At 71.4% G+C, this 23,082-nt stretch carries 21 protein-coding genes; 14 read left to right on the top strand and 7 right to left on the bottom strand.

Annotated elements, in window-relative coordinates; genetic code table 11:
- Positions 1 to 107: 107 nt before the first annotated feature.
- The gene (locus EAO75_RS25985; protein WP_147997435.1) at positions 108 to 752 is read left to right on the top strand and encodes a TetR family transcriptional regulator; all 645 of its coding nucleotides are present in this window, start codon (positions 108 to 110) and stop codon (positions 750 to 752) included.
- A gap of 12 nt (positions 753 to 764) precedes the next feature.
- Here EAO75_RS25985 and def read toward each other — a convergent pair whose 3' ends face one another.
- Positions 765 to 1,310 (bottom strand): peptide deformylase, encoded by a 546-nt coding sequence (def, locus tag EAO75_RS25980; protein WP_147997434.1) that lies wholly within the window; start codon positions 1,308 to 1,310, stop codon positions 765 to 767.
- 112 nt (positions 1,311 to 1,422) lie between these two features.
- Between def and EAO75_RS25975 the strand changes: the two genes are divergently transcribed.
- The 7 genes from EAO75_RS25975 (at position 1,423) to EAO75_RS25945 (ending at position 9,467) form a co-directional block, all read left to right on the top strand.
- On the top strand, positions 1,423 to 2,661 hold the full coding sequence (locus EAO75_RS25975) for a MurT ligase domain-containing protein (protein WP_147997433.1): 1,239 nt from the start codon (positions 1,423 to 1,425) through the stop codon (positions 2,659 to 2,661).
- Positions 2,662 to 2,695: 34 nt separating this feature from the next.
- Entirely contained in the window at positions 2,696 to 3,424 is a 729-nt protein-coding gene (locus tag EAO75_RS25970) for a type 1 glutamine amidotransferase (RefSeq protein ID WP_147997432.1), read from the top strand.
- Positions 3,425 to 3,612: 188 nt separating this feature from the next.
- Entirely contained in the window at positions 3,613 to 4,638 is a 1,026-nt protein-coding gene (locus tag EAO75_RS25965) for a 6-phosphofructokinase (RefSeq protein ID WP_147997431.1), read from the top strand.
- Between the two features lie 116 nt (positions 4,639 to 4,754).
- Positions 4,755 to 5,705, top strand: coding sequence for a cytochrome c oxidase assembly protein (locus tag EAO75_RS25960; RefSeq protein WP_147997430.1), 951 nt, complete (start codon positions 4,755 to 4,757; stop codon positions 5,703 to 5,705).
- 130 nt (positions 5,706 to 5,835) lie between these two features.
- Entirely contained in the window at positions 5,836 to 7,122 is a 1,287-nt protein-coding gene (locus EAO75_RS25955; protein ID WP_261989404.1) for a PASTA domain-containing protein, read from the top strand.
- A 203-nt stretch (positions 7,123 to 7,325) separates the two neighbouring features.
- The gene (locus EAO75_RS25950) at positions 7,326 to 9,284 is read left to right on the top strand and encodes a serine/threonine-protein kinase (protein WP_147997428.1); all 1,959 of its coding nucleotides are present in this window, start codon (positions 7,326 to 7,328) and stop codon (positions 9,282 to 9,284) included.
- 45 nt (positions 9,285 to 9,329) lie between these two features.
- Complete coding sequence (locus EAO75_RS25945; RefSeq protein ID WP_187284623.1) at positions 9,330 to 9,467, top strand: hypothetical protein; 138 nt, start codon at positions 9,330 to 9,332, stop codon at positions 9,465 to 9,467.
- Positions 9,468 to 9,470: 3 nt separating this feature from the next.
- On the opposite strand, the gene EAO75_RS25940 is transcribed toward EAO75_RS25945, so the two are convergent.
- The 4 genes from EAO75_RS25940 to EAO75_RS25925 are packed head-to-tail and all read right to left on the bottom strand — an operon-like array spanning position 9,471 to position 13,561.
- Positions 9,471 to 10,676 carry a sensor histidine kinase gene (locus EAO75_RS25940; RefSeq protein WP_147997426.1) on the bottom strand — a complete coding sequence of 402 codons (1,206 nt, stop codon included), beginning with the start codon at positions 10,674 to 10,676 and terminating at the stop codon, positions 9,471 to 9,473.
- Between the two features lie 37 nt (positions 10,677 to 10,713).
- Positions 10,714 to 12,426: a cation acetate symporter gene (locus tag EAO75_RS25935; RefSeq protein WP_147997425.1), complete on the bottom strand. Its 1,713-nt coding sequence runs from the start codon at positions 12,424 to 12,426 to the stop codon at positions 10,714 to 10,716.
- 20 nt (positions 12,427 to 12,446) lie between these two features.
- Positions 12,447 to 12,809, bottom strand: coding sequence for a hypothetical protein (locus EAO75_RS25930; protein ID WP_147997424.1), 363 nt, complete (start codon positions 12,807 to 12,809; stop codon positions 12,447 to 12,449).
- Positions 12,810 to 12,811: 2 nt separating this feature from the next.
- Positions 12,812 to 13,561: a LytR/AlgR family response regulator transcription factor gene (locus tag EAO75_RS25925; protein ID WP_147997423.1), complete on the bottom strand. Its 750-nt coding sequence runs from the start codon at positions 13,559 to 13,561 to the stop codon at positions 12,812 to 12,814.
- An 88-nt stretch (positions 13,562 to 13,649) separates the two neighbouring features.
- Between EAO75_RS25925 and EAO75_RS25920 the strand changes: the two genes are divergently transcribed.
- The 6 genes from EAO75_RS25920 to EAO75_RS25895 all read left to right on the top strand — a co-directional run bounded on the left by EAO75_RS25920 (position 13,650) and on the right by EAO75_RS25895 (position 21,441).
- Positions 13,650 to 14,159: an Lrp/AsnC family transcriptional regulator gene (locus EAO75_RS25920; RefSeq protein WP_147997422.1), complete on the top strand. Its 510-nt coding sequence runs from the start codon at positions 13,650 to 13,652 to the stop codon at positions 14,157 to 14,159.
- Positions 14,160 to 14,301: 142 nt separating this feature from the next.
- On the top strand, positions 14,302 to 15,114 hold the full coding sequence (ddaH, locus tag EAO75_RS25915; protein WP_147997421.1) for a dimethylargininase: 813 nt from the start codon (positions 14,302 to 14,304) through the stop codon (positions 15,112 to 15,114).
- Positions 15,111 to 16,328: an ornithine--oxo-acid transaminase gene (gene rocD, locus EAO75_RS25910; protein ID WP_147997420.1), complete on the top strand. Its 1,218-nt coding sequence runs from the start codon at positions 15,111 to 15,113 to the stop codon at positions 16,326 to 16,328. The genes ddaH and rocD overlap by 4 nt, the downstream gene beginning before the upstream one ends.
- Before the next feature lie 271 nt (positions 16,329 to 16,599).
- Positions 16,600 to 19,080 carry a SpoIIE family protein phosphatase gene (locus EAO75_RS25905; protein WP_147997419.1) on the top strand — a complete coding sequence of 827 codons (2,481 nt, stop codon included), beginning with the start codon at positions 16,600 to 16,602 and terminating at the stop codon, positions 19,078 to 19,080.
- Positions 19,081 to 19,150: 70 nt separating this feature from the next.
- On the top strand, positions 19,151 to 20,383 hold the full coding sequence (locus tag EAO75_RS25900) for a PP2C family protein-serine/threonine phosphatase (RefSeq protein WP_147997418.1): 1,233 nt from the start codon (positions 19,151 to 19,153) through the stop codon (positions 20,381 to 20,383).
- 320 nt (positions 20,384 to 20,703) lie between these two features.
- On the top strand, positions 20,704 to 21,441 hold the full coding sequence (locus tag EAO75_RS25895; protein WP_147997417.1) for a lysophospholipid acyltransferase family protein: 738 nt from the start codon (positions 20,704 to 20,706) through the stop codon (positions 21,439 to 21,441).
- A gap of 25 nt (positions 21,442 to 21,466) precedes the next feature.
- Here the strand turns inward: EAO75_RS25895 and EAO75_RS25890 are convergent, their stop codons facing one another.
- Together EAO75_RS25890 and ureG are read right to left on the bottom strand one after the other, a co-directional pair.
- Positions 21,467 to 22,231: an urease accessory protein UreD gene (locus tag EAO75_RS25890; protein ID WP_147997416.1), complete on the bottom strand. Its 765-nt coding sequence runs from the start codon at positions 22,229 to 22,231 to the stop codon at positions 21,467 to 21,469.
- Entirely contained in the window at positions 22,228 to 22,905 is a 678-nt protein-coding gene (gene ureG / locus EAO75_RS25885; RefSeq protein WP_147998075.1) for an urease accessory protein UreG, read from the bottom strand. The genes EAO75_RS25890 and ureG overlap by 4 nt, the downstream gene beginning before the upstream one ends.
- Positions 22,906 to 23,082: the final 177 nt, after the last annotated feature.

The following is a 23,082-nucleotide window of genomic DNA, read 5'->3' as shown; positions in this document are numbered from 1 at the left end:
GATAAAGTCAACTCCCGATGACTCATCGACAGCCCATTCGATGGAGGGAGCATGGTGAGTGTTACTTTGCGCAGGCGTCATCGAGAGAGCACGGGTGGGGAGAGCGAATGGACACCACACAGCGGACCGATCAGCAACGATCCGCCGACCGCCGTCGGCGCGAGCTGCTGGAGGCCGCCGACCGGGTGGTGCTGCGCGACGGACCACAGGCCTCGATGAACGCCATCGCGGCGGAAGCGGGCATTACGAAGCCGATCCTGTACCGGCACTTCGGCGACAAGGGCGGACTTTACGCGGCGTTGGCCAAGCGGCACACCGACGCTCTGCTGGACTCGCTCAGGGCGGCGTTGGATGCCCCTGCGGACCGGCGTGAGCGGGTCGAGGCCACGTTGGACACGTATCTCGCGGCGATCGAGGCACGGCCTCAGGTGTACCGGTTCCTGATGCATCCGGCGGAGGGCGGGCAGACGGCGGACCAGGGGTTCGACGTCGGCAAGCATTCCGTGCCGCTGCTCCGCAGGATGGGCGAAGAGCTGGCCACGGTCATCGAGGAGCGGTTGGATCTCGGGCCCGGTGGTCAGCAGCTGGCTCGGGTGTGGGGGCATGGGATCGTCGGGATGATGCACGCGGCCGGGGACTGGTGGCTGGGGGAACGGCCTTGTTCGCGGGCCGAGTTGGTGCGGAGTCTGGCCGACCTGTTGTGGGGTCGCCTTGCGGCAGCGGGCGACAAGATCGGGGGTCCGGGGTTCTGACCCCTGGGCGGGTCACCCCGGCCGGTGCCAAGAGGCTCGGGTCACCTGGCGCATCAGGCGTCTGTGGCGCCAGCCCGACACGCGGTCCGCGTACACGCCGCCGTCCAAGTGGTCGCACTCGTGCTGGAGGCAGCGGGCGAAGAAACCCGTGCCGTGGATCGTGACCGGCTCCCCCGTCATCGTGAAGCCCTCGACCACCGCGTGGTCGTAGCGCTCCGTCCCCGCCTCCAGGCCCGGCAGGGACAGGCAGCCCTCCGGGCCGCGGAGCACGATCCCGTCCGCCTCCACCAAGCGAGGGTTCACCACATGGCCGAGGTGTCGGACCTCCTCGTCGTCGGGGCAGTCGTACACGAAGACCCGCAGCGACTCCCCCACCTGGTTGGCGGCGAGGCCAACGCCCTGCGCGGCGTACATCGTCGCGAACAAGTCGTCCACGAGCGTCGCCAGTTCCGGACCGAAGTCGGTGACCTGCTCGCAGGGGGCGTGGAGTACCGGGTTTCCGAGCAGGGTGAGGGGCCGAACACGTCCATGAGTGCCCGGAATGGAGACATTGCGCATGGCGGCAAGGGTACGGCGATTCGGGAGTGCGAATGGATCTCGATAGGCTGACCACCACCACGTTGCCGTAGGGCTTCAGGCACGGCGCGTACGCAAGGAGGATCGAGAACTGATGGCAGGCAACTCGGACCCGCTCACGCCGCGGGCCAAGATCGCCGTGACCGCGGGCAAGGCGGTCGCGGCGGCATCGCGCGCCGCAGGGCGCGGCAGCGGTTCGGTGATCGGTGGCCGGGTGGCGCTGAAACTCGACCCCGACCTCCTCGCCCGACTCGCCCAGAACCTGGATGTCGTACTGGTCTCGGCGACGAACGGCAAGACCACGACGACCCGGCTGATCGCGGAGGCCCTGCGGGCCGCCGGGCCGGTCGTCTCCAACGCCCTCGGCGCCAACATGCCCGCGGGCATCACCTCGGCGCTGGCCGGCGGCTCGGAAGCGCGCTACGGCGTCATCGAGGTCGACGAGAAGTACCTCGCCGGGGTCGCCCGGGACACCGACCCGAAGTGCATCGCGCTGCTCAACCTCTCGCGCGACCAGCTGGACCGGGCCGCCGAGACCCGCATGCTCGCCGAGAACTGGCGCGAGGGGCTGACGGGTTCGAAGGCCGTGATCGTGGCCAACGCGGACGACCCGCTGGTCGTGTGGGCCGCCTCGTCGTCGCCCAACGTGATCTGGGTCGCCGCCGGGCAGATGTGGAAGGACGACGCCTGGTCGTGCCCGTCGTGCGGTGGCGTGATGCAGCGGCCGGGCGACGACTGGTTCTGCGGTGAGTGCGGGTTCCGGCGGCCGACGCCGAGCTGGGCGCTGTCCGGGGACCATGTCCTCGACCCGCACGGCTCCGCCTGGCCGATTCATCTTCAGCTGCCGGGCCGCGCCAACAAGGCCAACGCCACGTCCTCGGCGGCCGTCGCGGCCGTGTTCGGGGTGCCGCCGCAGGTCGCCCTGGAGCGCATGTACCAGGTGCAGGCCGTCGCCGGGCGCTACGACATCGTGCAGTTCGAGGGGCGGGATCTGCGGCTGCTGCTGGCCAAGAACCCGGCCGGCTGGCTGGAGACGTTCTCCCTGATCGACCCGCCGCCGACCCCGGTGATCCTCTCCGTCAACGCCCGTGGCGCCGACGGCACCGACACCTCGTGGCTGTGGGACGTCGACTACACGCGGCTGTCCGGGCACCCGATCTGTGTCATCGGTGACCGCAAGCTCGACCTCGCGGTGCGGCTGGAGGTCGCGAACCAGCAGTTCCAGGTCTGCGACAACCTCGACCAGGCCGTGCAGGCGTGCCCGCCGGGCCGGATCGAGGTCATCGCCAACTACACCGCGTTCCAGGACCTGCGCCGCCGCGTCGGCAACTGACGTGCCCCGACGTACTCACAAGGACAGTGACTTCATGAGCGACAACAGTCTGCGGGTCGTCTGGATCTACCCCGACCTGCTCAGCACCTACGGCGACCAGGGCAACGTTCTCGTCGTGGAGCGCCGGGCCCGGCAGCGCGGCCTCGACGTGGCCCGTCTCGACGTCCGCAGCGACCAGCCGATCCCGACCTCCGGCGACATCTACCTGATCGGCGGCGGCGAGGACCGCCCGCAGCGGCTCGCGGCCGAGCGGCTGCGGCGGGACGGCGGTCTGCAGCGGGCCGTGGAGAACGGCGCCATCGTGTTCTCGGTCTGTGCCGGGTACCAGATCCTCGGGCACGAGTTCATCAACGACCTCGGTCAGCGCGAGCCCGGTCTCGGGCTGATCGACGTGGTGTCCGTGCGCGGCGAGGGCGAGCGGTGCGTCGGTGACGTGCTCGCCGACATCGACCCGCGCCTCGGGCTGCCGCCGCTGACCGGCTTCGAGAACCACCAGGGCGTCACCCACCTCGGCCCGACCGCCCGCCCCCTCGCCCAGGTCCGCCTCGGCAACGGCAACGGCACGGGTGACGGCACGGAGGGCGCGTACAACGACACCGTCTTCGGTACGTACATGCACGGCCCGGTGCTTGCCCGCAACCCCCTGATCGCGGACCTGCTGCTGAAGCTGGCGCTGGACGTGAACGCCCTGCCGCCGACCGACGACCGCTGGTACGAGGCGCTGCGCAACGAGCGCATCACGTCCGCGCAGCAGCCCGCCTGACGCCCGTACACCTGGTTTCCAGTCTGCCGTCACCAGCCCGTCTGACGGCGCGTCCGCACAGGTGAGCGGGGTCGTCCAGCAGGCGGACGCATGGTTCGGCCCCGCCCCCCTGTGCCGCTAGGGTGGCGGGGATTCGAGCCGGACAGCGTGGTCCGGTCCCGGCCCACGTGGAGAAGGTTTTTCGGGCTATGCGCATTGGTGTCCTCACGTCCGGCGGCGACTGCCCCGGCCTGAACGCCGTCATCCGGTCCGTCGTGCACCGCGCCGTCGTCGACCACGGCGACGAGGTCATCGGCTTCCGGGACGGCTGGAAGGGCCTCCTGGAGTGCGACTACCTCAAGCTCGACCTCGACGCGGTGGGCGGCATCCTCGCCCGCGGCGGCACGATCCTCGGCTCCTCCCGGGTCCAGCCCTCCCATCTGCGGGACGGTGTGGAACGGGCCAAGGGCCATGTCGAGGAGCTCGGCCTCGACGCGATCATCCCGATCGGCGGCGAAGGCACGCTGAAGGCGGCCCGGCTGATGTCGGACAGTGGCCTGCCCGTGGTGGGTGTGCCGAAGACCATCGACAACGACATCGCGGTCACCGACGTCACCTTCGGCTTCGACACGGCGGTGACCGTGGCGACCGAGGCTCTGGACCGGCTCAAGACCACCGCCGAGTCCCACCAGCGTGTCCTGGTGGTCGAGGTCATGGGCCGGCACACCGGCTGGATCGCGCTGCACTCGGGCATGGCGGCCGGCGCGCACGCCGTCGTCGTACCGGAACGGCCCTTCGACATCGAGGAGTTGACCCGGGTCGTCGGGCAGCGGTTCGAGGCGGGCAAGCGCTTCGCGATCGTCGTCGCCGCCGAGGGGGCCAAGCCGCGGCCCGGTTCCATGGCGTTCGACGAGGGCGGCAAGGACATCTACGGGCACGAGCGGTTCGCCGGGATCGCCCGTCAGCTGTCGATCGAGCTGGAGGAGCGGCTCGGCAAGGAAGCGCGGCCGGTGATTCTCGGACACGTGCAGCGCGGTGGGACGCCTACCGCGTACGACCGGGTGCTGGCCACGCGGTTCGGGTGGCATGCGGTGGAGGCCGTGCACCGTGGGGAGTTCGGTCATATGACGGCTCTCCAGGGGACGGACATCGTGATGGTGCCGCTGGCGGAGGCCGTGGAGACGTTGAAGACGGTTCCGGCGGATCGCTACGACGAGGCGGAGTGCGTGCTCTAGGGCCTCGCTGCAGGAGGTCCGCGCGGTAGTTGCCCCCGGTCGAAGGCTCGGCCGGGGGCGGTTCTAGTCTGTGGGGGACAGACAGCGCACAACCCCCACGAAACAGGAGCCGACGGATGGAGCACAGCGGGCACGGCATGATGATGGATCTGCCGCCGTTCACGCTGGGGCGGGGGCTTTCCTGGTCCGCTGACCCGTTCTTTCTCGTCGCCTGTCTTGCGGGACTCGCGCTTTATGCGTGGGGCGTCGTTCGGCTGCGGCGGCGTGGGGACAAGTGGCCTGTGGGGCGCACGGTCTCTTATGTCGTGGGTGTGCTGAGCGTGATGCTCGTCATGTGCACCGGGCTGAATGACTACGGAATGGTCATGTTCAGCGTGCACATGGTGCAGCACATGGTGATCAGCATGCTGTCGCCGATCCTGATTCTGCTGGGGGCGCCCGCCACGCTGGCGCTGCGCGCGCTGCCGCCGGCCGGGCGGGGGCGCAAGGGACCGCGGGAATTGCTGCTGGCTCTGCTGCACAGCCGGTACATGCGGATCATCACGCATCCGGCGTTCACCATTCCGCTGTTCATCGCCAGCCTTTACGCGCTGTACTTCACGCCTGCCTTCGACTTCCTGATGGGCTCCAAGACGGGGCACATCGCGATGATGGTGCACTTCCTCGCCGTGGGCGTGGTGTTCTTCTGGCCGATCATCGGCGTGGATCCCGGTCCGCATCGGCCGGGGTATCTGATGCGGATGCTGGAACTGTTCGCCGGTATGCCGTTCCACGCCTTCTTCGGCATCGCGTTGATGATGGCGTCGGAGCCCATGGTCGAGACGTTCAAGAACCCGCCCGCCTCACTCGGTATCGACGCCCTCTCCGACCAGAACGCGGCCGGCGGTATCGCCTGGGCGTTCAGTGAGATTCCGTCCGTGCTGGTGCTGATCGCGCTGCTGTTCCAGTGGTACGGCTCCGAGCAGCGGCAGGCCAAGCGCAAGGACCGGGCCGCGGACCGCGACGGTGACAAGGAACTCGAGGCGTACAACGCCTATTTGGCCTCATTGAACGCACGCGGGAACTGAGGACACCGAAAGGCTTCGCCTTTCAGTAGCATGAAGCGCGTCGGGGGAACCGCCGGGGGGAGCGGTAATGGCGTTTCGTGTTTTCGTACACAGGTCCGGGAAATCGGTGATTCGGAGGATCGCCGTCCTGTTGGTCCTCGTTCTGGCGCTCAGTGCGTGCAATCGGGACACACCGTTGTTCCTGGTGAAGGCCGTCGCCGCGGGAGTTCCCTCGCTGGCGCCCTTCTTCGACGAGAACCAGGGGCTCGGACGGGACGACGCGCAGGTCACGGCGCAGACGGCGCACGGCGGTCTTCAACAGGGGGACACTCCGGGGCTGTACGGGGGGTCCAAGCAGCCGACGGTCTGTGATGTCGCACGGCTCAAGGAGTTCCTCACCGATCCCGCCAATGACCGCAAGGCACAGGCGTGGGCAGCCGCGCTCTCCATTACCACGGACGAGATTCCGGGATATCTCGATCGCCTCACACCGGTTCTCCTGCGTCACGACACTCTCGTGAAGAACCACGACTACAAAAAGGGAAAAGCGGCCCCCTTCAACGCGCTGCTCCAGACGGGAATCGCGATTCTCGTCGACCAGCAGGGTCTTCCCGCGGTGAAGTGTTCGTGCGGAAATCCACTGCGGCCCTTCGAGGGTGACACGACCCGGATAAAGGTCGAGTTCGACGACCGCAACGACGAGTGGAAGGGCTACGAGAAGTCCTCCGTGGTGGCCGTGCGGCCCGCGACGCGGAAAGTGGAGCGGCTCGCCCTCGTCGACGTCCATGAACCGGACCGGGGCATCACCCGTCCCGTCGGCACCACCGGCGAGGACGACACCGCCTTCGACACACGCGAGCGGCATGCGGTGCCGAACCTCGCCGGGGCGACGTTCGGGCAGGCGAGCCGACGGCTGGCCGACAACGGGCTGGCGGTCGCCTTCGCCGGCGGGGGGCTGCCGCCGGACGACGCCCGGGTGACGGCGTCGGATCCGCCGGCCGGGAGCGAGCTGCGGTTCGGGGAGTACGTGACGTTGAGCGTGGCCGGGGGGAGCTCCGGCGGGTCGCCGTCCGACGGGACGACGCCCGCTCCCCCGGGCTCGGGGTCTTCCCCGCCGACGGATCCGTCGGCCACGACGCCGACGTCGCCCTCGGCCTCGTCGCCGTCCGGCCCGACTGCGCCGACCTCGTCCTCCGGATCCGGGGGCCCCGGGCCGGGCAGCTCCGGCCCCAGCAGCCCTGGCCCAAGCAGCTCCGGTCCCACCAGTTCCGGCCCAAGCAGCGCCGGTCCCACCAGCGCCAAGCCGCCCAGCTCACCGCCGCCCCCGTCGACGACGTCCCACAGGAAACCGGCCGGGAAACGGGGTATCGGGCTCTGCGCACCGCGCTCATCGATCGCCATGCGCCGATGTTCGCCGGTTTCACGTCCCGGTGCATGACGCCCCGGTCGTGCCCCGCGGTCAGCGCGTCCAGCTCAGCACCGCAGACCACCAGCTCGCCCCCGACGAGCGCCCCGGTCACCAGCAGCGCGCCGCCGCCCGCGAGCAGCGGGCCCGCCACCGGCACGCCGGAGACCGACGGCCCCTCCACCGCAACCGCCCCCGCCTAGCAACCGCGCACCCGCAGAACCGGGAGTCACCGGATGCCTTCAGGATCACCGACGTCGGGAGTGGGCCGGGTCATCGCCGGCCGTTATCTGCTGCTGAACCGGCTCGGCAGCGGCGGTATGGGCCATGTCTGGCTCGCCCACGACCAGAGACTCGCCTGCGAGGTCGCGCTCAAGGAGATCGTGTTCCGGGACCCGGCCGAGGCCGACGAGCGCGAGGCGCGGGTGGCCCGTGCCCGGGCCGAGGCCCGGCACGCGGCGGGGCTGCGCGGGCATCCGCATGTGGTGACCGTGCACGACGTGCTGGAGCACGACGGGCTGCCGTGGATCGTCATGGAGTACGTGGAGGGCGCCGTCAACCTGCGCGATCTGGTCGACCGGCGCGGCCCGCTGGCGCCCGCCGAGTGCGCCCGCATCGGGCTCGCCGTGCTGGACGCGCTGACCGCGGGGCACGACCGGGGCGTCATGCACCGGGACGTGAAACCGGCGAACATCCTGCTGGCGCCGGACCGCACCGGGGCGCCGTACGGACGGGTGCTGCTCACCGACTACGGCATCTCCGTGCAGCCGGACACCGGTGAGACGCGGTACACGCTGGCGTCGGTGCTCGTGGGCACGTCGGGCTATCTGGCGCCGGAGCGGGTCACGGGCGGGACTCCCACGCCGGCCACCGATCTGTTCTCGCTGGGCTGCACGCTGTACCACGGCGTCGAGGGCCGGGGGCCCTTCGACCGCGAGTCGCATCTGGCGGAGCTGACCGCGGTGGTCATGGAGGAGCCCCGGGCGGCCGGGCGGGCCGGTGCGCTGGGTCCCGTCCTGTGGGCGCTGCTGGAGAAGGACCCGGCGCGGCGGATGCCGGCCGCGCAGGCGGAGGCGGCACTGTCACGGATCGTGACTCCGGAGGCCGACGCGTACGCACGGACGCAGACCGACGTCGGTTCGCAGCCGCACTGGGGTGGTGCGCCGCCTCCGGGACCCGTGCCCGACGTGGCGGGGTTCGGCTCGCTGCCCGTGTCCGGTCGGCCGGGCGGCGCCCAAGGCTTCAGTCCCCCGTCCGGACGCCCGGACGTACCGCCGCCGGGCCCGGGCCCGGCGAGCGGACCGCCCTACGGTTCGCTGCCGCCGCCTCCCGGTGGACCGGTGGGCTTCGGATCCGGGCCGGGTGAAGGGCAGCGGACCCGCCCCCGCGTCCTCCACGCGGTTCTCGCCGGGCTGCTCGGGCTGGCACTCGCGGGCACCGGCGTCTGGTACGCCATGTCCCGGCAGTCGGACACCGGCGGGACGGAGCGGCCGTACGGCAACGCCGTAGGACTCGGTGATCCGCTGGAGGACGGGGACTGTGTGCTCGCCGACTGGTCCGGCACGGCCGCCTTCAAGGGCACGCCGCGGCTGGGTCTGGACGCCAGTTGCGGACAGAAGGCACCCGACGGGCAGGTGGTCGCGTTCGTCGCGTCCGCGTCCGCCGCCGAGGCGCGGCAGGACGGGCCTGCGGCGTGCGAGGAGCGGACCGAGGAGCTTCGCGGGCGGCTCGCGGACGTCCGCAGCTTCGCCGTCGTACCGACCGAGGAGGGGTTCGAGGCGGCCGGGCGGCGTACGGCCTGTCTGGTGCTGGGCGCGCACGGGCCGGTATACGGGCCCTTGGGCGGGCATCGCAAGCCGGGGGTGGCCTTCGCGGACACGGCGACCATGCAGCGGCGGGACTGTCTGGACGTGCGCTCCCACCGGGACGCCCGTCTGGTGTCCTGTGCGGGGCGGCACGACGAGCAGGTGCTCGGGTTCACCCGGTTGGGCGCCGACGTCACGATGAGCGAGGCGCGCACCGAGTCCGACGCCGCGTGTGCCCGTCAGGTGCCGCCGCGCGACTACGGATTCGATCCTTCCGTGTACACGGCGGGCTCCTGGACGAGCGAGGGGGCCTGGAAGAACGGCACCCATTTCGTCGTGTGCACCGTCCGGAAGCAGAACGGGGGCACCATGGAGGGGGACGAACCCTAGGAGGGTGTTGCGATGCCCGGTTCTACGGACGGTTCTACGAAGGCGATGGGAGTGCTCACCCTGGGCGGCCTCGTCGTGGTGACGGCCTACACGGTGGCGCTCGGGAGCAATGGCTGGCTGTGGTTCGGGTGGGTGGTGCTGGGTCTGATCACGCTGGGGATGGTGGCCAGTCGCGGCAGCTGAGCCTCACTCCCGGGTGAGCCGCCCGGCGGAGTGCACGCCCGGCTGGTACTTCGGCAGCCGGGCGGTCACCTTCATGCCCGCGCCCAGGGCGGTCTCGATGACGAGGCCGTAGTTGTCGCCGTAGACCTGGCGGAGCCGGTCGTCGACGTTCGACAGTCCGATACCGCCCGACGGGCTGTCCTCGCCCGCGAGGATGCGGCGCAGCAGGACGGGGTCCATGCCGGCGCCGTCGTCCTCGATGACGACGAGGGCCTCGGCGCCCGCGTCCTGTGCGGTGATCTGGATCTGGCACTTGTCGGCCTTGCCCTCCAGGCCGTGCTTGACCGCGTTCTCGACGAGTGGCTGCAGGCACAGGAAGGGCAGGGCGACCGGCAGCACCTCGGGGGCGATCTGGAGGGTCACCGAGAGACGGTCGCCGAAGCGGGCCCGCACCAGCGCCAAGTAGTGGTCGATGGCGTGGAGTTCGTCGGCGAGGGTGGTGAAGTCGCCGTGCCTGCGGAAGGAGTAGCGGGTGAAGTCGGCGAACTCCAGGAGCAGTTCGCGGGCCCGCTCGGGGTCGGTGCGGACGAAGCTGGCTATCACCGCGAGCGAGTTGAAGATGAAGTGCGGGGAGATCTGGGCCCGCAGTGCCTTGATCTCGGCCTCGATCAGACGGGTGCGGGACCGGTCGAGGTCGGCCAGCTCCAGCTGCACGGAAACCCAGCGGGCCACCTCGCCGGCCGCCCGTACCAGTACCGCCGACTCGCGGGGCGCGCAGGCGACGAGGGCGCCGTGGACACGGTCGTCGACGGTGAGCGGGGCGACGACGGCCCAGCGCACCGGGCAGTCGGGGGCGCTGCACGTGAGCGGGAAGGCCTCGCCGCGGCCCGACTCCAGGGGGCCTGCGAGGAGTTGCATGATCTCCGTGCGGTGATGGCCGCCCACCCCGTCCCAGACGAGGACGTCCTTCTCGTCCGTCAGGCACAGCGCGTCGGTGCCGAGGAGCGAGCGCAGCCGGCGGGCCGACTTGCGGGCGGTCTCCTCGGTGAGTCCGGCGCGCAGCGGGGGCGCGGCGAGGGAGGCGGTGTGCAGGGTCTCGAAGGTGGCGTGCTCGACGGGGGTGCCGAGGTCGCCGAGGTTCTGGGGGCGGGCGGTGCGTCGGCCGAGCCAGAAGCCGGCGGCGAGCAGCGGCAGGATCGCCACGCACAGGCCGGCGAGGAATCCGCTCATGCCGTCACCGCCGCACGCCGTCCGGCGATGTGACGCCTCATGCCTTCGCCTCCGTCCGCAGTTCCTCCGGGAGATGGAACCGGGCCAGGATCGCCGCCGTTCCGGGCGGCACCCGGCTCGGGGTGGCCAGGGACACCACGATCATGGTGAGGAAGGCCAGCGGCACCGACCAGAGCGCGGGCCAGGCGAGCAGCGCGTGCAGGGCGCCGGAGCCCGGGAAGCCGGCCATCGTCGCCGCGACGGCGAGCAGCGCGGAGCCGCCGCCCACCAGCATCCCGGCGGCGGCGCCGGGCGGGGTGAGCCGGCGCCACCAGATGCCGAGGACGAGCAGCGGGCAGAAGGACGACGCCGACACGGCGAAGGCGAGGCCGACCGCGTCGGCCACCGGCAGTCCGCCGACCAGGACGCTCGCGGCGAGCGGGACGGCCATGGCGAGGACGGTACCGAGCCGGAAGTGCCGTACGCCGCGGGACGGGAGGACGTCCTGGGTGAGCACGCCCGCGACGGCCATGGTCAGGCCCGATGCCGTGGACAGGAACGCGGCGAAGGCGCCGCCGGCGACCAGCGCGCCGAGCAGGTCGCCGCCGAGGCCGCCGATCATGCGGTCGGGCAGCAGGAGTGCGGCCGCGTCGGCGTCGCCGGTGAGGGTGAGTTCGGGGGCGTAGAGGCGGCCGAGGGCGCCGTAGACCGGGGGCAGGAGGTAGAAGGCGCCGATCAGGCCGAGCACGGCGACGGTGGTGCGGCGGGCGGCGACGCCGTGCGGGCTGGTGTAGAAGCGGACGACGACGTGCGGCAGGCCCATGGTGCCGAGGAAGGTGGCGAGGATCAGTCCGTACGTGGCGTACAGCGGGCGTTCGCCGCGGCTCTCGGCCTGCGAGGGGGACAGGCCGCCGCTCGCGCTGCGGTCTCGTTCGGGGACCTCGGCGCCCTTGGCGAAGGTCAGACGGGTGCCGGCCTCGATGTGATGGGTGCCGGCGGGGAGTTCGAGCTTGTCGTCCTCGTGGCTGCGGCCGTCGATGGTGCCGGTCGCGGTGACGGCGAGGGGCCGGTCGAGCTTCAGCTTGATGCTGTCGTCGACGCGGACGACGCTCTGTTCGCGGAAGGTCGCCGGTTCGTCGAAGGCCCGGCGGGGGGCGCCGTCGCCCTGCCAGGCGAGGATCAGGAAGAGGGCGGGCACGAGCAGGGCGGTCAGCTTGAGCCAGTACTGGAAGGCCTGCACGAAGGTGATGGAGCGCATGCCGCCCGCGGCGACGATGGCGACCACGACGACCGCCACGATCAGTCCGCCGAGCGAGTCGGGGGCGCCCGTCAGGACGGTGAGTGTCAGTCCGGCGCCCTGGAGTTGGGGCAGCAGGTACAGCCAGCCGGTGCCGACGACGAACGCGCCCGCCAGGCGTCGCACGGCCTGGGAGGACAGGCGGGCCTCGGCGAAGTCGGGGAGGGTGTAGGCGCCGGAGCGGCGCAGCGGGGCCGCGACGAACAGCAGCAGGACGAGATATCCGGCGGTGTAGCCGACCGGGTACCAGAGCATGTCGGGGCCCTGCACGAGGACCAGGCCGGCGATGCCGAGGAAAGAGGCGGCGGAGAGGTACTCGCCGCTGATCGCGGCCGCGTTGAGGCGGGGGCCGACGGTGCGGGAGGCGACGTAGAAGTCGGAGGTGGTGCGGGATATGCGCAGGCCGAAGGCGCCGACTAGGACGGTCGCGAGGACGACTAGGGCGACGGCGGGGACGGCGTAGCTGTAGTTCACGTGCGCATCGGTTCCTCGGCTCAGCGGTCTTCGACGAGACGGACGAAGTCCCGCTCGTTGCGTTCGGCGCGCCGCACGTACCAGCGGGCGAGGAGGACCAGGGGGGCGTAGAGGCAGAAGCCGAGGACCAGCCACTCCAGGCCGCGGGCGTCCGGCATGGCCGCGAACAGCAGCGGCAGCGGGCCGATGAGSAGGCCGAGGACCGCGAACACGGCGAGTGCGGCCCGCAGTTGGGTGCGCATCAGCGACCGTACGTAGGTGTGGCCGAGGGTCGTCTGCTCGTCGATCTCGGTGCGGGGGCGGTAGTAGCCGGAGGCGGGGCGGCTGCGGCGCGGCGGGCCGGTGACGACGACACGGCGCTCGGTGGGGTCCTGGTGCGGCACGGCTACGGCCTCCTCATCAGCAGATCGCGCAGCTCGCGTGCGTGGCGGCGGCTGACCTGGAGTTCCTCGGCGCCGACCATGACGCTGACGGTGCCCGCGTCCAGGCGGAGTTCGCCGATGTGGCGCAGGGCGACGAGATGGCGGCGGTGGATGCGGACGAAGCCGCGGGAGCGCCAGCGCTCCTCCAGGGTCGACAGGGGGATGCGGACGAGGTGGCTGCCCTTGTCGGTGTGCAGGCGGGCGTAGTCGCCCTGGGCCTCGACGTGGGTGATGTCCTCGACGGAGACGAAGCGGGTCACGCCGCCCAGCTCGACCGGGATGTGGTCGGGGTCGGGTTCGCTCACGGGTATTCGGGGGGCGGCGTCGCGGAGCTCGGCGGCGCGGCGGACGGCTTCCGCGAGGCGCTCCTTGCGCACGGGCTTGAGGACGTAGTCGACGGCCTTGAGGTCGAAGGCCTGGACGGCGAAGTCCTCGTGGGCGGTGACGAACACGACGAGCGGCGGCTTGGCGAGGCCGGTGAGCAGGCGGGCCAGGTCGAGGCCGTCCAGACCGGGCATGTTGATGTCGAGGAAGACGACGTCGATCGACTCCGGGCCGTGGGGTCCCGACTCCAGGGCGCGGTTGATGCGGCGCAGCGCCTCGGTCGCGTCGCCGGCGCCCTCCGCGCTGCCGACGCGCGGGTCGGCGTTCAGGAGGTAGAGCAGTTCCTCCAGCGAGGGGCGTTCGTCGTCGACAGCCAGGGCGCGCAGCATGAACGGGAGTGTAAGAGCAATGGGCACGCCTGGACATGTGCTCGTCGTGGACGTCTCCGCTGGGTGCCGTGCCGCTTACAGTGCCCTCATGAACAGCGGCGCGGCCCCCTTCGACGACCTCGACCGGAAGATCATCACGGCTCTGATGGCGAACGCCAGGACGAGTTTCGCCGAGATCGGCACGAGCGTCGGACTGTCGGCCACTGCGGTGAAGCGGCGCGTGGACCGGCTGCGCGACACGGGCGTGATCACCGGGTTCACGGCCACGGTCAAGCCGTACGCGCTGGGCTGGCGTACGGAGGCGTACGTCGAGGTGTACTGCGAGGGCGCGGCACCGCCGAGGCGGCTGGCGGAGGTGGTCCGCAACCATCCGGAGATCACCGCGGCGATGACGGTGACCGGGGGCGCGGACGCGCTGCTGCATGTGCGGGCGCGGGACGTGGAGCACTTCGAGGAGGTGCTGGAGCGCATTCGCGTCGAGCCGTTCATCCGCAAGACGATCAGCGTGATGGTGCTGTCCCATCTGATCCCGGAGAGTCCGGAAGCGGGTGCCACCCAGGCCATTCAGGAGGAGGACTCCGGGTCCTGGGGGTGGTGACGCAGCAGTCGTGCGCCTGCGCGGCCGAAGACGCAGCGTTCCTGCGTGGACACGCAATTCTTGTTTCTTGTCGCTCGTGGGCGTCGCTTCCTACCTTTGAATCAATCCTCATCGACACCGTAGGAAGCGGAGGAACCCCTCTGTGCCCGAAACCCGTGTGCCGCGCCGGCGGCGCTTCCTGGTCTGCGAACCCAGACACTTCGCCGTGCAGTACGCGATCAACCCCTGGATGCAGCCCGACGTCCAGGTCGACGTCGACCTGGCCCGGGACCAGTGGCAGTCGCTGATCCGCGCCTACCGCACCCATGGCCACGCGGTCGACACGATGGAGCCGGTCGCCGGTCTCCCCGACATGGTGTTCGCCGCCAACTCCGCGGTCGTCGTCGGCGGCCGTGTCTTCGGCTCCCTCTTCCACGCGCCCGAGCGCCGCCCCGAGTCCACGCACTACGAGACGTGGTTCAAGACGGCGGGCTTCGACGTGTACCGGCCCGAGTCCGTGTGCGAGGGCGAGGGCGACCTGGTGTGGACGGGCCGCTATGTGCTCGCCGGCACCGGCTTTCGCACCACGCGTGAGGCGCACCGGGAGGTGCAGGAGTTCTTCGGTCACCCGGTGATCAGCCTGACGCTGGTGGACCCGTACTTCTACCACCTGGACACGGCGCTGTTCGTGCTCGACGACGACAACATCGCCTACTACCCGGAGGCGTTCTCGCCGGGCAGCCGTGAGGTGCTCGCGCGGCTGTATCCGGACGCGGTGCACGCGACCCGCGACGACGCGGCGGCCTTCGGCCTGAACTCCGTCTCCGACGGCCGTCATGTCTTCATCGCGCCCCAGGCCGAGGCCCTCGCCGCCCGGCTGGACGAGCGCGGCTATGTCCCCGTCCCCGTCGACCTGTCGGAGTTCCGCAAGGCCGGCGGCGGCATCAAGTGCTGCACCCAGGAGATCCGCTCATGACAGCGCCCGCGCAGACCCGTTCGTCCGCCGATCTGATCCGCGCCGAGGAACCCGTCCTGGCGCACAACTACCACCCGCTGCCCGTGGTCGTCTCCCGTGCCGAGGGCGCCTGGGTGGAGGACGTGGAGGGCCGCCGCTACCTCGACATGCTGGCCGGCTACTCGGCCCTGAACTTCGGGCACCGCCACCCGGCGCTGATCGAGGCGGCGCACGCCCAGCTCGACCGGCTGACGCTGACGTCCCGCGCCTTCCACAACGACAAGCTGGCCGGGTTCGCCGAGCGGCTCGCCGCGTTGACCGGCCTGGACATGGTGCTGCCGATGAACACGGGCGCCGAGGCCGTGGAGAGCGGCATCAAGGTGGCCCGCAAGTGGGCGTACGAGGTGAAGGGCGTCCCGGCCGATCAGGCGACGATCGTGGTCGCGGCGGACAACTTCCACGGCCGTACGACGACGATCGTGTCCTTCTCCACGGACGAGACCGCGCGGCAGGGCTTCGGCCCCTTCACGCCGGGCTTCCGGATCGTGCCGTACAACGACCTGGCGGCGCTGGAGGCCGCGATCGACGAGACGACGGCGGCGGTGCTGCTTGAGCCCATCCAGGGCGAGGCGGGCGTGCTCATCCCGGACCAGGGATATCTGGCCGGGGTGCGCGAGCTGACCAGCCGCAAGGGCTGCCTGTTCATCGCGGACGAGATCCAGTCGGGCCTCGGCCGCACGGGCCGTACGCTCGCCGTCGAGCACGAGTCAGTGGTGCCGGACCTGCTGCTGCTGGGCAAGGCGCTGGGCGGCGGCATCGTCCCGGTGTCGGCGGTGGTGGCCCGCCGGGAGGTGCTCGGTGTGCTGCGGCCGGGCGAGCACGGCTCGACGTTCGGCGGCAATCCGCTGGCCGCCGCGGTCGGCATGGCGGTGGTCGAGCTGCTGGAGACGGGCGAGTTCCAGCGCCGGGCCGCCGAGCTGGGCGTGGTCCTGCGCGGCGGTCTGTCGGCGCTGCTCGGCAAGGGCGTCCTCGGCTTCCGCGCGCGGGGGCTGTGGGCGGGCGTCGACATCGACCCGGCGGTCGGCACGGGCCGCGAGATCAGCGAGCGCCTGATGCGCGAGGGAGTCCTGGTGAAGGACACCCACGGCTCCACGATCCGGCTCGCTCCCCCGCTGACGATCACCGCGGAGGAGCTGACGGAGGCGCTGGGGGCACTGGAGAAGGTTCTGGGGTAAGGGCCCGACGCCCGGCAGCCCGGTTCCCCGAGCGTGGGGTCCGGGCTGTCGGCGTCCCGTGCGACCGCCCCCGCTCACCCCCTGCCCGACCTCTCTGTCGCTGAGAGCGGTCTACCACCTCTTGTCCCCATCTTCACCCTTCCGCTCACGCCTGCCTCTTTGTGGAGGGCCCCGCACACGCGCGGCCCTCCACAAAGAGGCAGGCGTGAGCGGAAGGGTGAAGATGGGGACAAGAGGTGGTAGACCGCTCTCAGCGACAGAGAGGTCGGCCGTGGGCACATACGAGGAGCAGGGCGTTGCCCGGCAGTGGTTCGACGTGGCGGACGCCGCGGCTCTGCTGCTCGACGCGCAGGGGCGGGTGACCGGCTGGACCAGGGACGCGCAGCGGCTGCTGAAGTACTCCGCCGCCGAGGTGGTGGGCGGGAAGGCCGGGAACCTGTTGGCGCCCGAGGACGCCCTGCGGGTGCCCGATCTCGGGCAGCGGTGCCGCAGGGACGGCGGCTGGTCGGGACTGCTGACGGCGGCGCGCAGGGGCGGTGAGCAGGTCAGGGTCATGGTGCGGGTCACCTCGGCCGAGGAGGCGCCCGGGCCGTCACGCTGGCTGGTGCTGCTGTCAGAGATGGCCGACGCCCCGGGCTGGGCTATGAGCCGGCCCGTGCTGGAGCAGATGGTCAGCGGGTCCCCCGTCGGGATAGCGATCGTGGACACGGATCTGCGGTACGTGTGGTCGAACGCCGCCTTGGAGCAGTTCGGCGGCGGCGCGGCGATGACGCGGCTGGGGAGGCGGCTGGCGGACGTGCAGCCGGGTCTGAACTCCCGGTCGATCGAGGCGCAGATGCGTCGCGTACTGGAGACCGGTGAGCCGGTGGTGGGCTACGAGCACGTGGGTCTGGTGCGGTCCGCACCGCACCGGGAGACGGCGCACATGATGTCGTTCACCCGGCTCGAGGACGAGCACGGCCACCCGATGGGCGTCTACTACACCGTCGTCGACGTCAGCGAGCGGCATCGCGCCCGGCAGCGCCTCGACCTGCTCGACCGGGCCGGCGAGCACATCGGCCGCAGCCTGGACATCATGCAGACCGCGCAGGAGCTGTCCGACGTGGTGGTCCCGACGTTCGCCGACTTCGTCTCCGTGGACCTGCTGGAACCGGTGCTGGCGGGCGCCGAGCTCAGCGCCGGGCCGCCGGTCGACCCGACCGACGTGCCGCTGCGCCGCGCCGGGCAGCAGTCGGTGCACGAGAACGCGCCGGAGGCGACCTTCGCCGTCGGTGACGTGGCCACCTATGTCGCCGGATCCCCGCCGATCCGGGTGCTGACGACGGGCCTGCCCTGGCGTGAGGCGCGTCTCGACCCGCTCGCCAAGGACTGGGCCACCGAGATATCCGGCGGCCGGGCGGCGACCTTCCTGGAGCTGGGCCTGCACAGCGTGATGATCGTGCCGATCCGCGCGCGGGGTGTCATTCTCGGCGTCACCACGTTCTTCCGGCACCGCCGCCAGGACGCCTTCGACGAGGACGACCTGACCCTGGCCGAGGACCTGGTCTCACGCGCGGCCGTCTGCGTCGACAACGCGCGCCGCTACACCCGCGAGCGCGACGCCGCGCTGGTCCTGCAGCGCAGCCTGCTCCCGCACCGGCTGCCCGAGCAGGACGCGGTGGAGGTCGCCGCCTGCTACCGCCCGGCCGACGAGCTGACCGGCCTCGGCGGCGACTGGTACGACCTGATCACGCTGTCCGGCGGGCGCGTCGCGCTGGTGGTGGGCGAGGTGCCCGGGCACGGCATCGACGCCGCCGCGGCGATGGGACGGCTGCGGACCGCCGTACGGACCCTCGCCGCGCTGGATCTGCCGCCCGAGGAGGTGCTCGCCCACCTCGACGACCTGGTCGCGCGGTCGGCCCGCGAGGAGGGCGTCGAGTCGGGCACGGAGGAGGATGCGATCGCCCAGTCGGTGGGGTCGGGTTGCCTGTACGTCGTCTACGACCCGGTCGACGGGCAGTGCACCATGGCGGCCGCGGGGCATCCGGCGCCCGCTGTCGTGATGCCCGACGGCGAGGTCTCGTTCGTGGATCTTCCGCAGGGAGCGCCGCTCGGGGTGGGCGGCCCCCCGTTCGAGGCGGTCGAGCTGGCCCTGGCGCCCGGCAGCACGCTCGCCCTGCACACCGACGGGCTGCTGGCTCGGGGCGAGGACGACTGGTCCGTGGACACCGACCGGGACCGTTTGCGGCGGGCCCTGGAGCGGCCTACGGACACGCTCGACGTGCAGTGCCGGGCCGTGGTGGACGCCCTGGTGCCGGCCCGCCCGCACGACGACGTGGCCCTGCTGATGGCCCGCACCCGGGTGCTCGGCACCGAGCAGGTCGCCGACTGGGACCTGCCCGCGGACCCGGCGGCCGTCGCCGACGCCCGTAAGACGGCCGCCCGGATGCTGGCGGAGTGGGGCCTGGACGAGCTGGCGTTCACGACGGAACTGGTGGTCAGCGAGCTGGTCACCAACGCGATCCGGTACGCCATCGGCCCCATCCGGGTGCGCCTGATCAGGGAGCGCGCGCTGGTCTGCGAGGTCTTCGACGGCGGCGCGACCGCCCCGCACCTGCGCCATCCGCGCACCACGGACGAGGGCGGCCGCGGGCTGCTCCTGGTGTCCCAGTTCACCCAGCGCTGGGGCACCCGCTTCGTCCCCGAGGGGAAGATCATCTGGGCCGAGCAGCCCCTCACGGATCCCTCACTCCAACCTGACGAATCGGCATAGATGTAGTACATCGATAGATACGCCGTATGGCGTGGAAAACGGGTCAGATCCCGGTGGTGAGGCGGGAGCCATGAAAGAGACGGCGGTCGACTACGAGGCGATCTTCCAGGGCCTTCCCGGGATGGTGGCGCTGCTGACCCCGGAGCTGGTCTACGTCGATGCCAACGCGGACTTCCAGCGCCTGTCGGGACGCACCCGCGCGGAGCTGGTGGGCCGGTACCTCTTCGACGTCTTCCCCGACAACCCCAACGACGACACCGCCACCGGCATGCGCAACCTCGAGGCGTCGCTGCTGCGCGTGGTGGCCACCGGCGAGCGCGACGCCATGGCGCTGCAGCGCTACGACGTCGAGGATCCGATGCGCCCCGGCGAGTGGGAGGAGCGCTACTGGAGCCCGGTCAACGCGCCGGTCCTCGGCCCCGACGGAAAGGTGGCGCTCTTGGTGCACCGGGTGGAGGAGGTCACCGAACTCATCCGCCTGCGCGGCGCCACGGCCGGCAACAGCCAGGCACGCGTTCTGGAGGCCGAGCTGTACACGCGGGCGCGGGAGCTCCAGGAGGTCAACGAACGGCTGCGGCAGTCCCACGCGCGCGAGCGCCAGGTGGCCCTCGCCCTGCAGGAGGCGATGCTGCCGCCGCGCCGCCAGGTGCGCACCCGCCGGGCCGCCGTGCGCTACCGGCCCGCGCTCGGCGCGCTGAACGTGTGCGGTGACTGGTACGACCTCGTCGACCTGGTCGGCGGCAACCGCATCGGCGTCTCCGTGGGCGACGTGGTCGGGCACGGCCTGGAAGCGGCCGGCGTGATGGGCCAGCTGCGCAGCGCGCTCAGCGCCGCCTCCCGAGTCGCCGACGGCCCCGCCCAGGCGCTGGACATCCTGGGCCGCTACGCCCATGTCGTCGACGGCGCCGAATCGGCCACCGCGGTCACGACGTTCATCGACTTCGACGCCCGCACCGTCACCTACAGCAGCGCGGGCCATCCGCCGCCCGCACTGGTCCATCCCGACGGCCGGGTGGAGTTCCTCGACCAGGCCACGGACCCGCCGCTGGACGCACGCCCCGACCCGGTCCCGAGACCGCAGGCGGGCACCACCTACACCGACGGCGCCACCCTCGCTCTGTATACGGACGGCCTGGTCGAACGCCGTCGCGAGGACATCGACACCGGACTGGCCCGCCTCGCCGACTCCCTCGTCCGCCATCGCACCGACGACCCGGAGACCCTCGCCGACGCCGTCCTGCTGGAGCTGCTGCCGCCGGGCGGCGCGACCGACGACACGGCGCTGATCATCGTCCGTCTGTGACGGACCAGCAGAGCCGACGGCGCCCGGCAAGGACGGGTCACCTGCCACCCGCGATCGTGATCACGCCAAACCCGGCCATCGGCTTGCCGGGCACCCGTCCCGGAGACCAGGCTGGTCAGGCGGTCCTCCCCACCCGCAAACGACGCCGCCCACCATGTGCCTGACACCCAGTCAGGAGGCCGGCATGAGCCGGCACCGGTCCGGCCCTGCCCGGTTCCGGCGGCTCACCCCTGCGCCTACACTGGCACCCCCACGGCACGCTGGTTGACCTGCCAGAACGCGGCGGCCCGAGCTGATCCCCCCGAGTGAGGAGCGCCCCTTTGTTCTACTACGTCCTCAAATACGTGTTGTTGGGACCGCTGCTGAGACTGGTCTTCCGGCCCCGGATCGAAGGTCTTGAGCACGTACCGGCCACGGGCGCGGCCATCGTCGCCGGCAACCACCTCTCGTTCTCCGACCACTTCCTGATGCCGGCCATCCTCAAGCGGCGCATCACCTTCCTGGCCAAGAAGGAGTACTTCACCGGCCCGGGCATCAGGGGCCGCCTCACCGCGGCGTTCTTCCGCAGCGCCGGCCAGATCCCGGTCGACCGCACCGGCAAGGAGGCGGGCCAGGCCGCGATCCGCGAGGGGCTCGGGGTGCTGAGCAAGGACGAACTCCTCGGCATCTACCCCGAGGGCACCCGCTCGCACGACGGCCGCCTCTACAAGGGCAAGGTCGGTGTCGCCGTGATGGCCCTCAAGGCCGAGGTCCCGGTCATCCCCTGCGCGATGATCGGCACGTTCGAGGCCCAGCCGCCCGGCAAGGTCATCCCCAACCTCCACCCGGTGAAGATCCGCTTCGGCAAGCCCCTCGACTTCTCCCGCTACGCCGGCATGGAGAACGAGAAAGCGATCCTGCGCGCCATCACCGACGAGATCATGTACGCGATCCTGACGCTGTCCGAGCAGGAGTACGTCGACCAGTACGCCGCTGTCGTCAAGGCCGAGGAGGCCGAGGCAGCCAAGGCGGCCAAGGTGGACAAGCAGCGCAAGTTCCCCAGGCTGCCCATCAGTTGACGTCGGCCGACCGCGGCGCCGGCGCTCAGCCGAGGAGGTCGAGCGCCTCGTCGAGCAGCCGACGCAGGCGCAGCGCGTCCGCCGCCACCGCGCTCACCAGGACGGCGGGCCCGGCGAGGGGCAGCACAGCGGAGTTCTCCCCCAGCACCCGGGCCGCCACCGGAGCCTCACCGAACTCGGGCCGCACGACGACTAGTTGCCCGACGGCCCGAAACCCGCTGAGCCCGGCGGGTCCGTCCCAGCCACCCGGCGCACCGGGCCCGCAGGCCAGCTCCTGGTCCAGCACCACGCGCCCCGCGACCCGCAAGCGGATCCGGCTCGCGAGTCGCCCGGGCTCCTCCCCCACCCGCCCGAGCACCTGCTCCTCACGCAGCACGAGCCGCCCCGCCGCACCGACGTCGACGTGGGTCGTGACCTGCAGATCGCTTCCTCGCGCCGAGATCAACTGCTCGGGCAGCCAGTGCAGTTCACCCCCGTCCGCCACGGACAACCGTACGTCGTAGCGAGCCTCGCCCTTGCTCTGTCCCGGCAGCGCGATCGTGGCGGCCGCAGATCCGACACGCAGCCGGGCGCCGTCGGCCACGTCCGCCTCGACGGTGAAGTGGTCACCGCCGAGCGGCCCGCTCATCGCACCGACGAGCACGACCCGCGCCTCGGCTCCGCTGCCCCGCGTCCGGCGCAGCGCCAGCGGCCCGTCGCCGTCGAGCACGGGCAGCGACGTACCGCCCCGCCCGTCGTCCCGGGCGCCGATCCGCGCATGCGCCCGCACCCCACCGACCACGGTCGTCATGCCGTCCACGCCACGAGCCGCGCCCGCACCCACGCGGCGACGTCCGCAACCCCGGGCTCGCTCCTCAACGACTGGAAGACAACCGGCAGTTCGGCCCGCTGTGCCTTGGCGTCGGCCGCCATGCGCGCCAGGTCGGAGCCGACGTACGGCGCGAGGTCGGTCTTGTTGACGACGAGCAGGTCGGCGGTGGTCACCCCCGGACCGCCCTTACGTGGAATGTCGTCACCCCCGGCCACGTCGATCACGAAGATCTGCGCGTCGACGAGCCCCTTGGAGAAGGTGGCAGTGAGGTTGTCCCCGCCGGACTCGACGAGGATGAGGTCGAGCGGCCCGACCTCGTCCTCCAGGTCCTCGACGGCTTCCAGGTTCGCGGAGATGTCGTCCCGGATCGCGGTGTGCGGACACGCCCCCGTCTCCACGGCGGTGATCCGCTCGGGCGGCAACACGGCCTCCCGCAGCAGGAACTCGGCGTCCTCACGCGTGTAGATGTCGTTGGTGACGACGGCGAGAGACAACTCCTCACGCAGCGCCCGGCACAGCGCGGCAACGGTGGCGGTCTTCCCGGACCCGACGGGCCCCCCGAGCCCGATCCGCAGCGCCCGACGGGACCCATCGGCACGGCGAGCGTCGGCACTGATGGCGGAGGGGCCGTCGTGGGAGTGGTCGAGGTGCATGGTCGGCTCCTTTTGGTGCGGGGGGTGTGAAGTCAGCCCGTCCGGCGTTTGAGGACGAGGCCGTCCAGGCCGAAGCGGGGTCTGGGGCGGCAGCCCCAGCGGGGTCGAAGGGGCGGAGCCCCTGGATGGGGGTCCCCCCTGCTCGAGCGAAGCCGAGAGCTTGGGGGAGGGACGGGT

This window comes from Streptomyces sp. UW30, assembly GCF_008042075.1.
In the GTDB taxonomy this organism is placed as follows: Bacteria; Actinomycetota; Actinomycetes; order Streptomycetales; family Streptomycetaceae; genus Streptomyces.
The sequence above is the reverse complement of the archived record's forward strand: the minus strand, read 5'-3'. Positions and strand labels throughout refer to the sequence as shown.

What these genes read in the sequence shown, in the direction of transcription:
- EAO75_RS25985 (WP_147997435.1), top strand. Translation starts at nt 108, where the DNA reads ATGGACACCACACAGCGGACCGATCAGCAACGATCCGCCGACCGCCGT.
- def (WP_147997434.1), bottom strand. Translation starts at nt 1,310, where the DNA reads ATGCGCAATGTCTCCATTCCGGGCACTCATGGACGTGTTCGGCCCCTC.
- EAO75_RS25975 (WP_147997433.1), top strand. Translation starts at nt 1,423, where the DNA reads ATGGCAGGCAACTCGGACCCGCTCACGCCGCGGGCCAAGATCGCCGTG.
- EAO75_RS25970 (WP_147997432.1), top strand. Translation starts at nt 2,696, where the DNA reads ATGAGCGACAACAGTCTGCGGGTCGTCTGGATCTACCCCGACCTGCTC.
- EAO75_RS25965 (WP_147997431.1), top strand. Translation starts at nt 3,613, where the DNA reads ATGCGCATTGGTGTCCTCACGTCCGGCGGCGACTGCCCCGGCCTGAAC.
- EAO75_RS25960 (WP_147997430.1), top strand. Translation starts at nt 4,755, where the DNA reads ATGGAGCACAGCGGGCACGGCATGATGATGGATCTGCCGCCGTTCACG.
- EAO75_RS25950 (WP_147997428.1), top strand. Translation starts at nt 7,326, where the DNA reads ATGCCTTCAGGATCACCGACGTCGGGAGTGGGCCGGGTCATCGCCGGC.
- EAO75_RS25945 (WP_187284623.1), top strand. Translation starts at nt 9,330, where the DNA reads ATGGGAGTGCTCACCCTGGGCGGCCTCGTCGTGGTGACGGCCTACACG.
- EAO75_RS25940 (WP_147997426.1), bottom strand. Translation starts at nt 10,676, where the DNA reads ATGAGCGGATTCCTCGCCGGCCTGTGCGTGGCGATCCTGCCGCTGCTC.
- EAO75_RS25925 (WP_147997423.1), bottom strand. Translation starts at nt 13,561, where the DNA reads ATGCTGCGCGCCCTGGCTGTCGACGACGAACGCCCCTCGCTGGAGGAA.
- EAO75_RS25920 (WP_147997422.1), top strand. Translation starts at nt 13,650, where the DNA reads ATGAACAGCGGCGCGGCCCCCTTCGACGACCTCGACCGGAAGATCATC.
- rocD (WP_147997420.1), top strand. Translation starts at nt 15,111, where the DNA reads ATGACAGCGCCCGCGCAGACCCGTTCGTCCGCCGATCTGATCCGCGCC.
- EAO75_RS25900 (WP_147997418.1), top strand. Translation starts at nt 19,151, where the DNA reads ATGAAAGAGACGGCGGTCGACTACGAGGCGATCTTCCAGGGCCTTCCC.
- EAO75_RS25890 (WP_147997416.1), bottom strand. Translation starts at nt 22,231, where the DNA reads ATGACGACCGTGGTCGGTGGGGTGCGGGCGCATGCGCGGATCGGCGCC.
- ureG (WP_147998075.1), bottom strand. Translation starts at nt 22,905, where the DNA reads ATGCACCTCGACCACTCCCACGACGGCCCCTCCGCCATCAGTGCCGAC.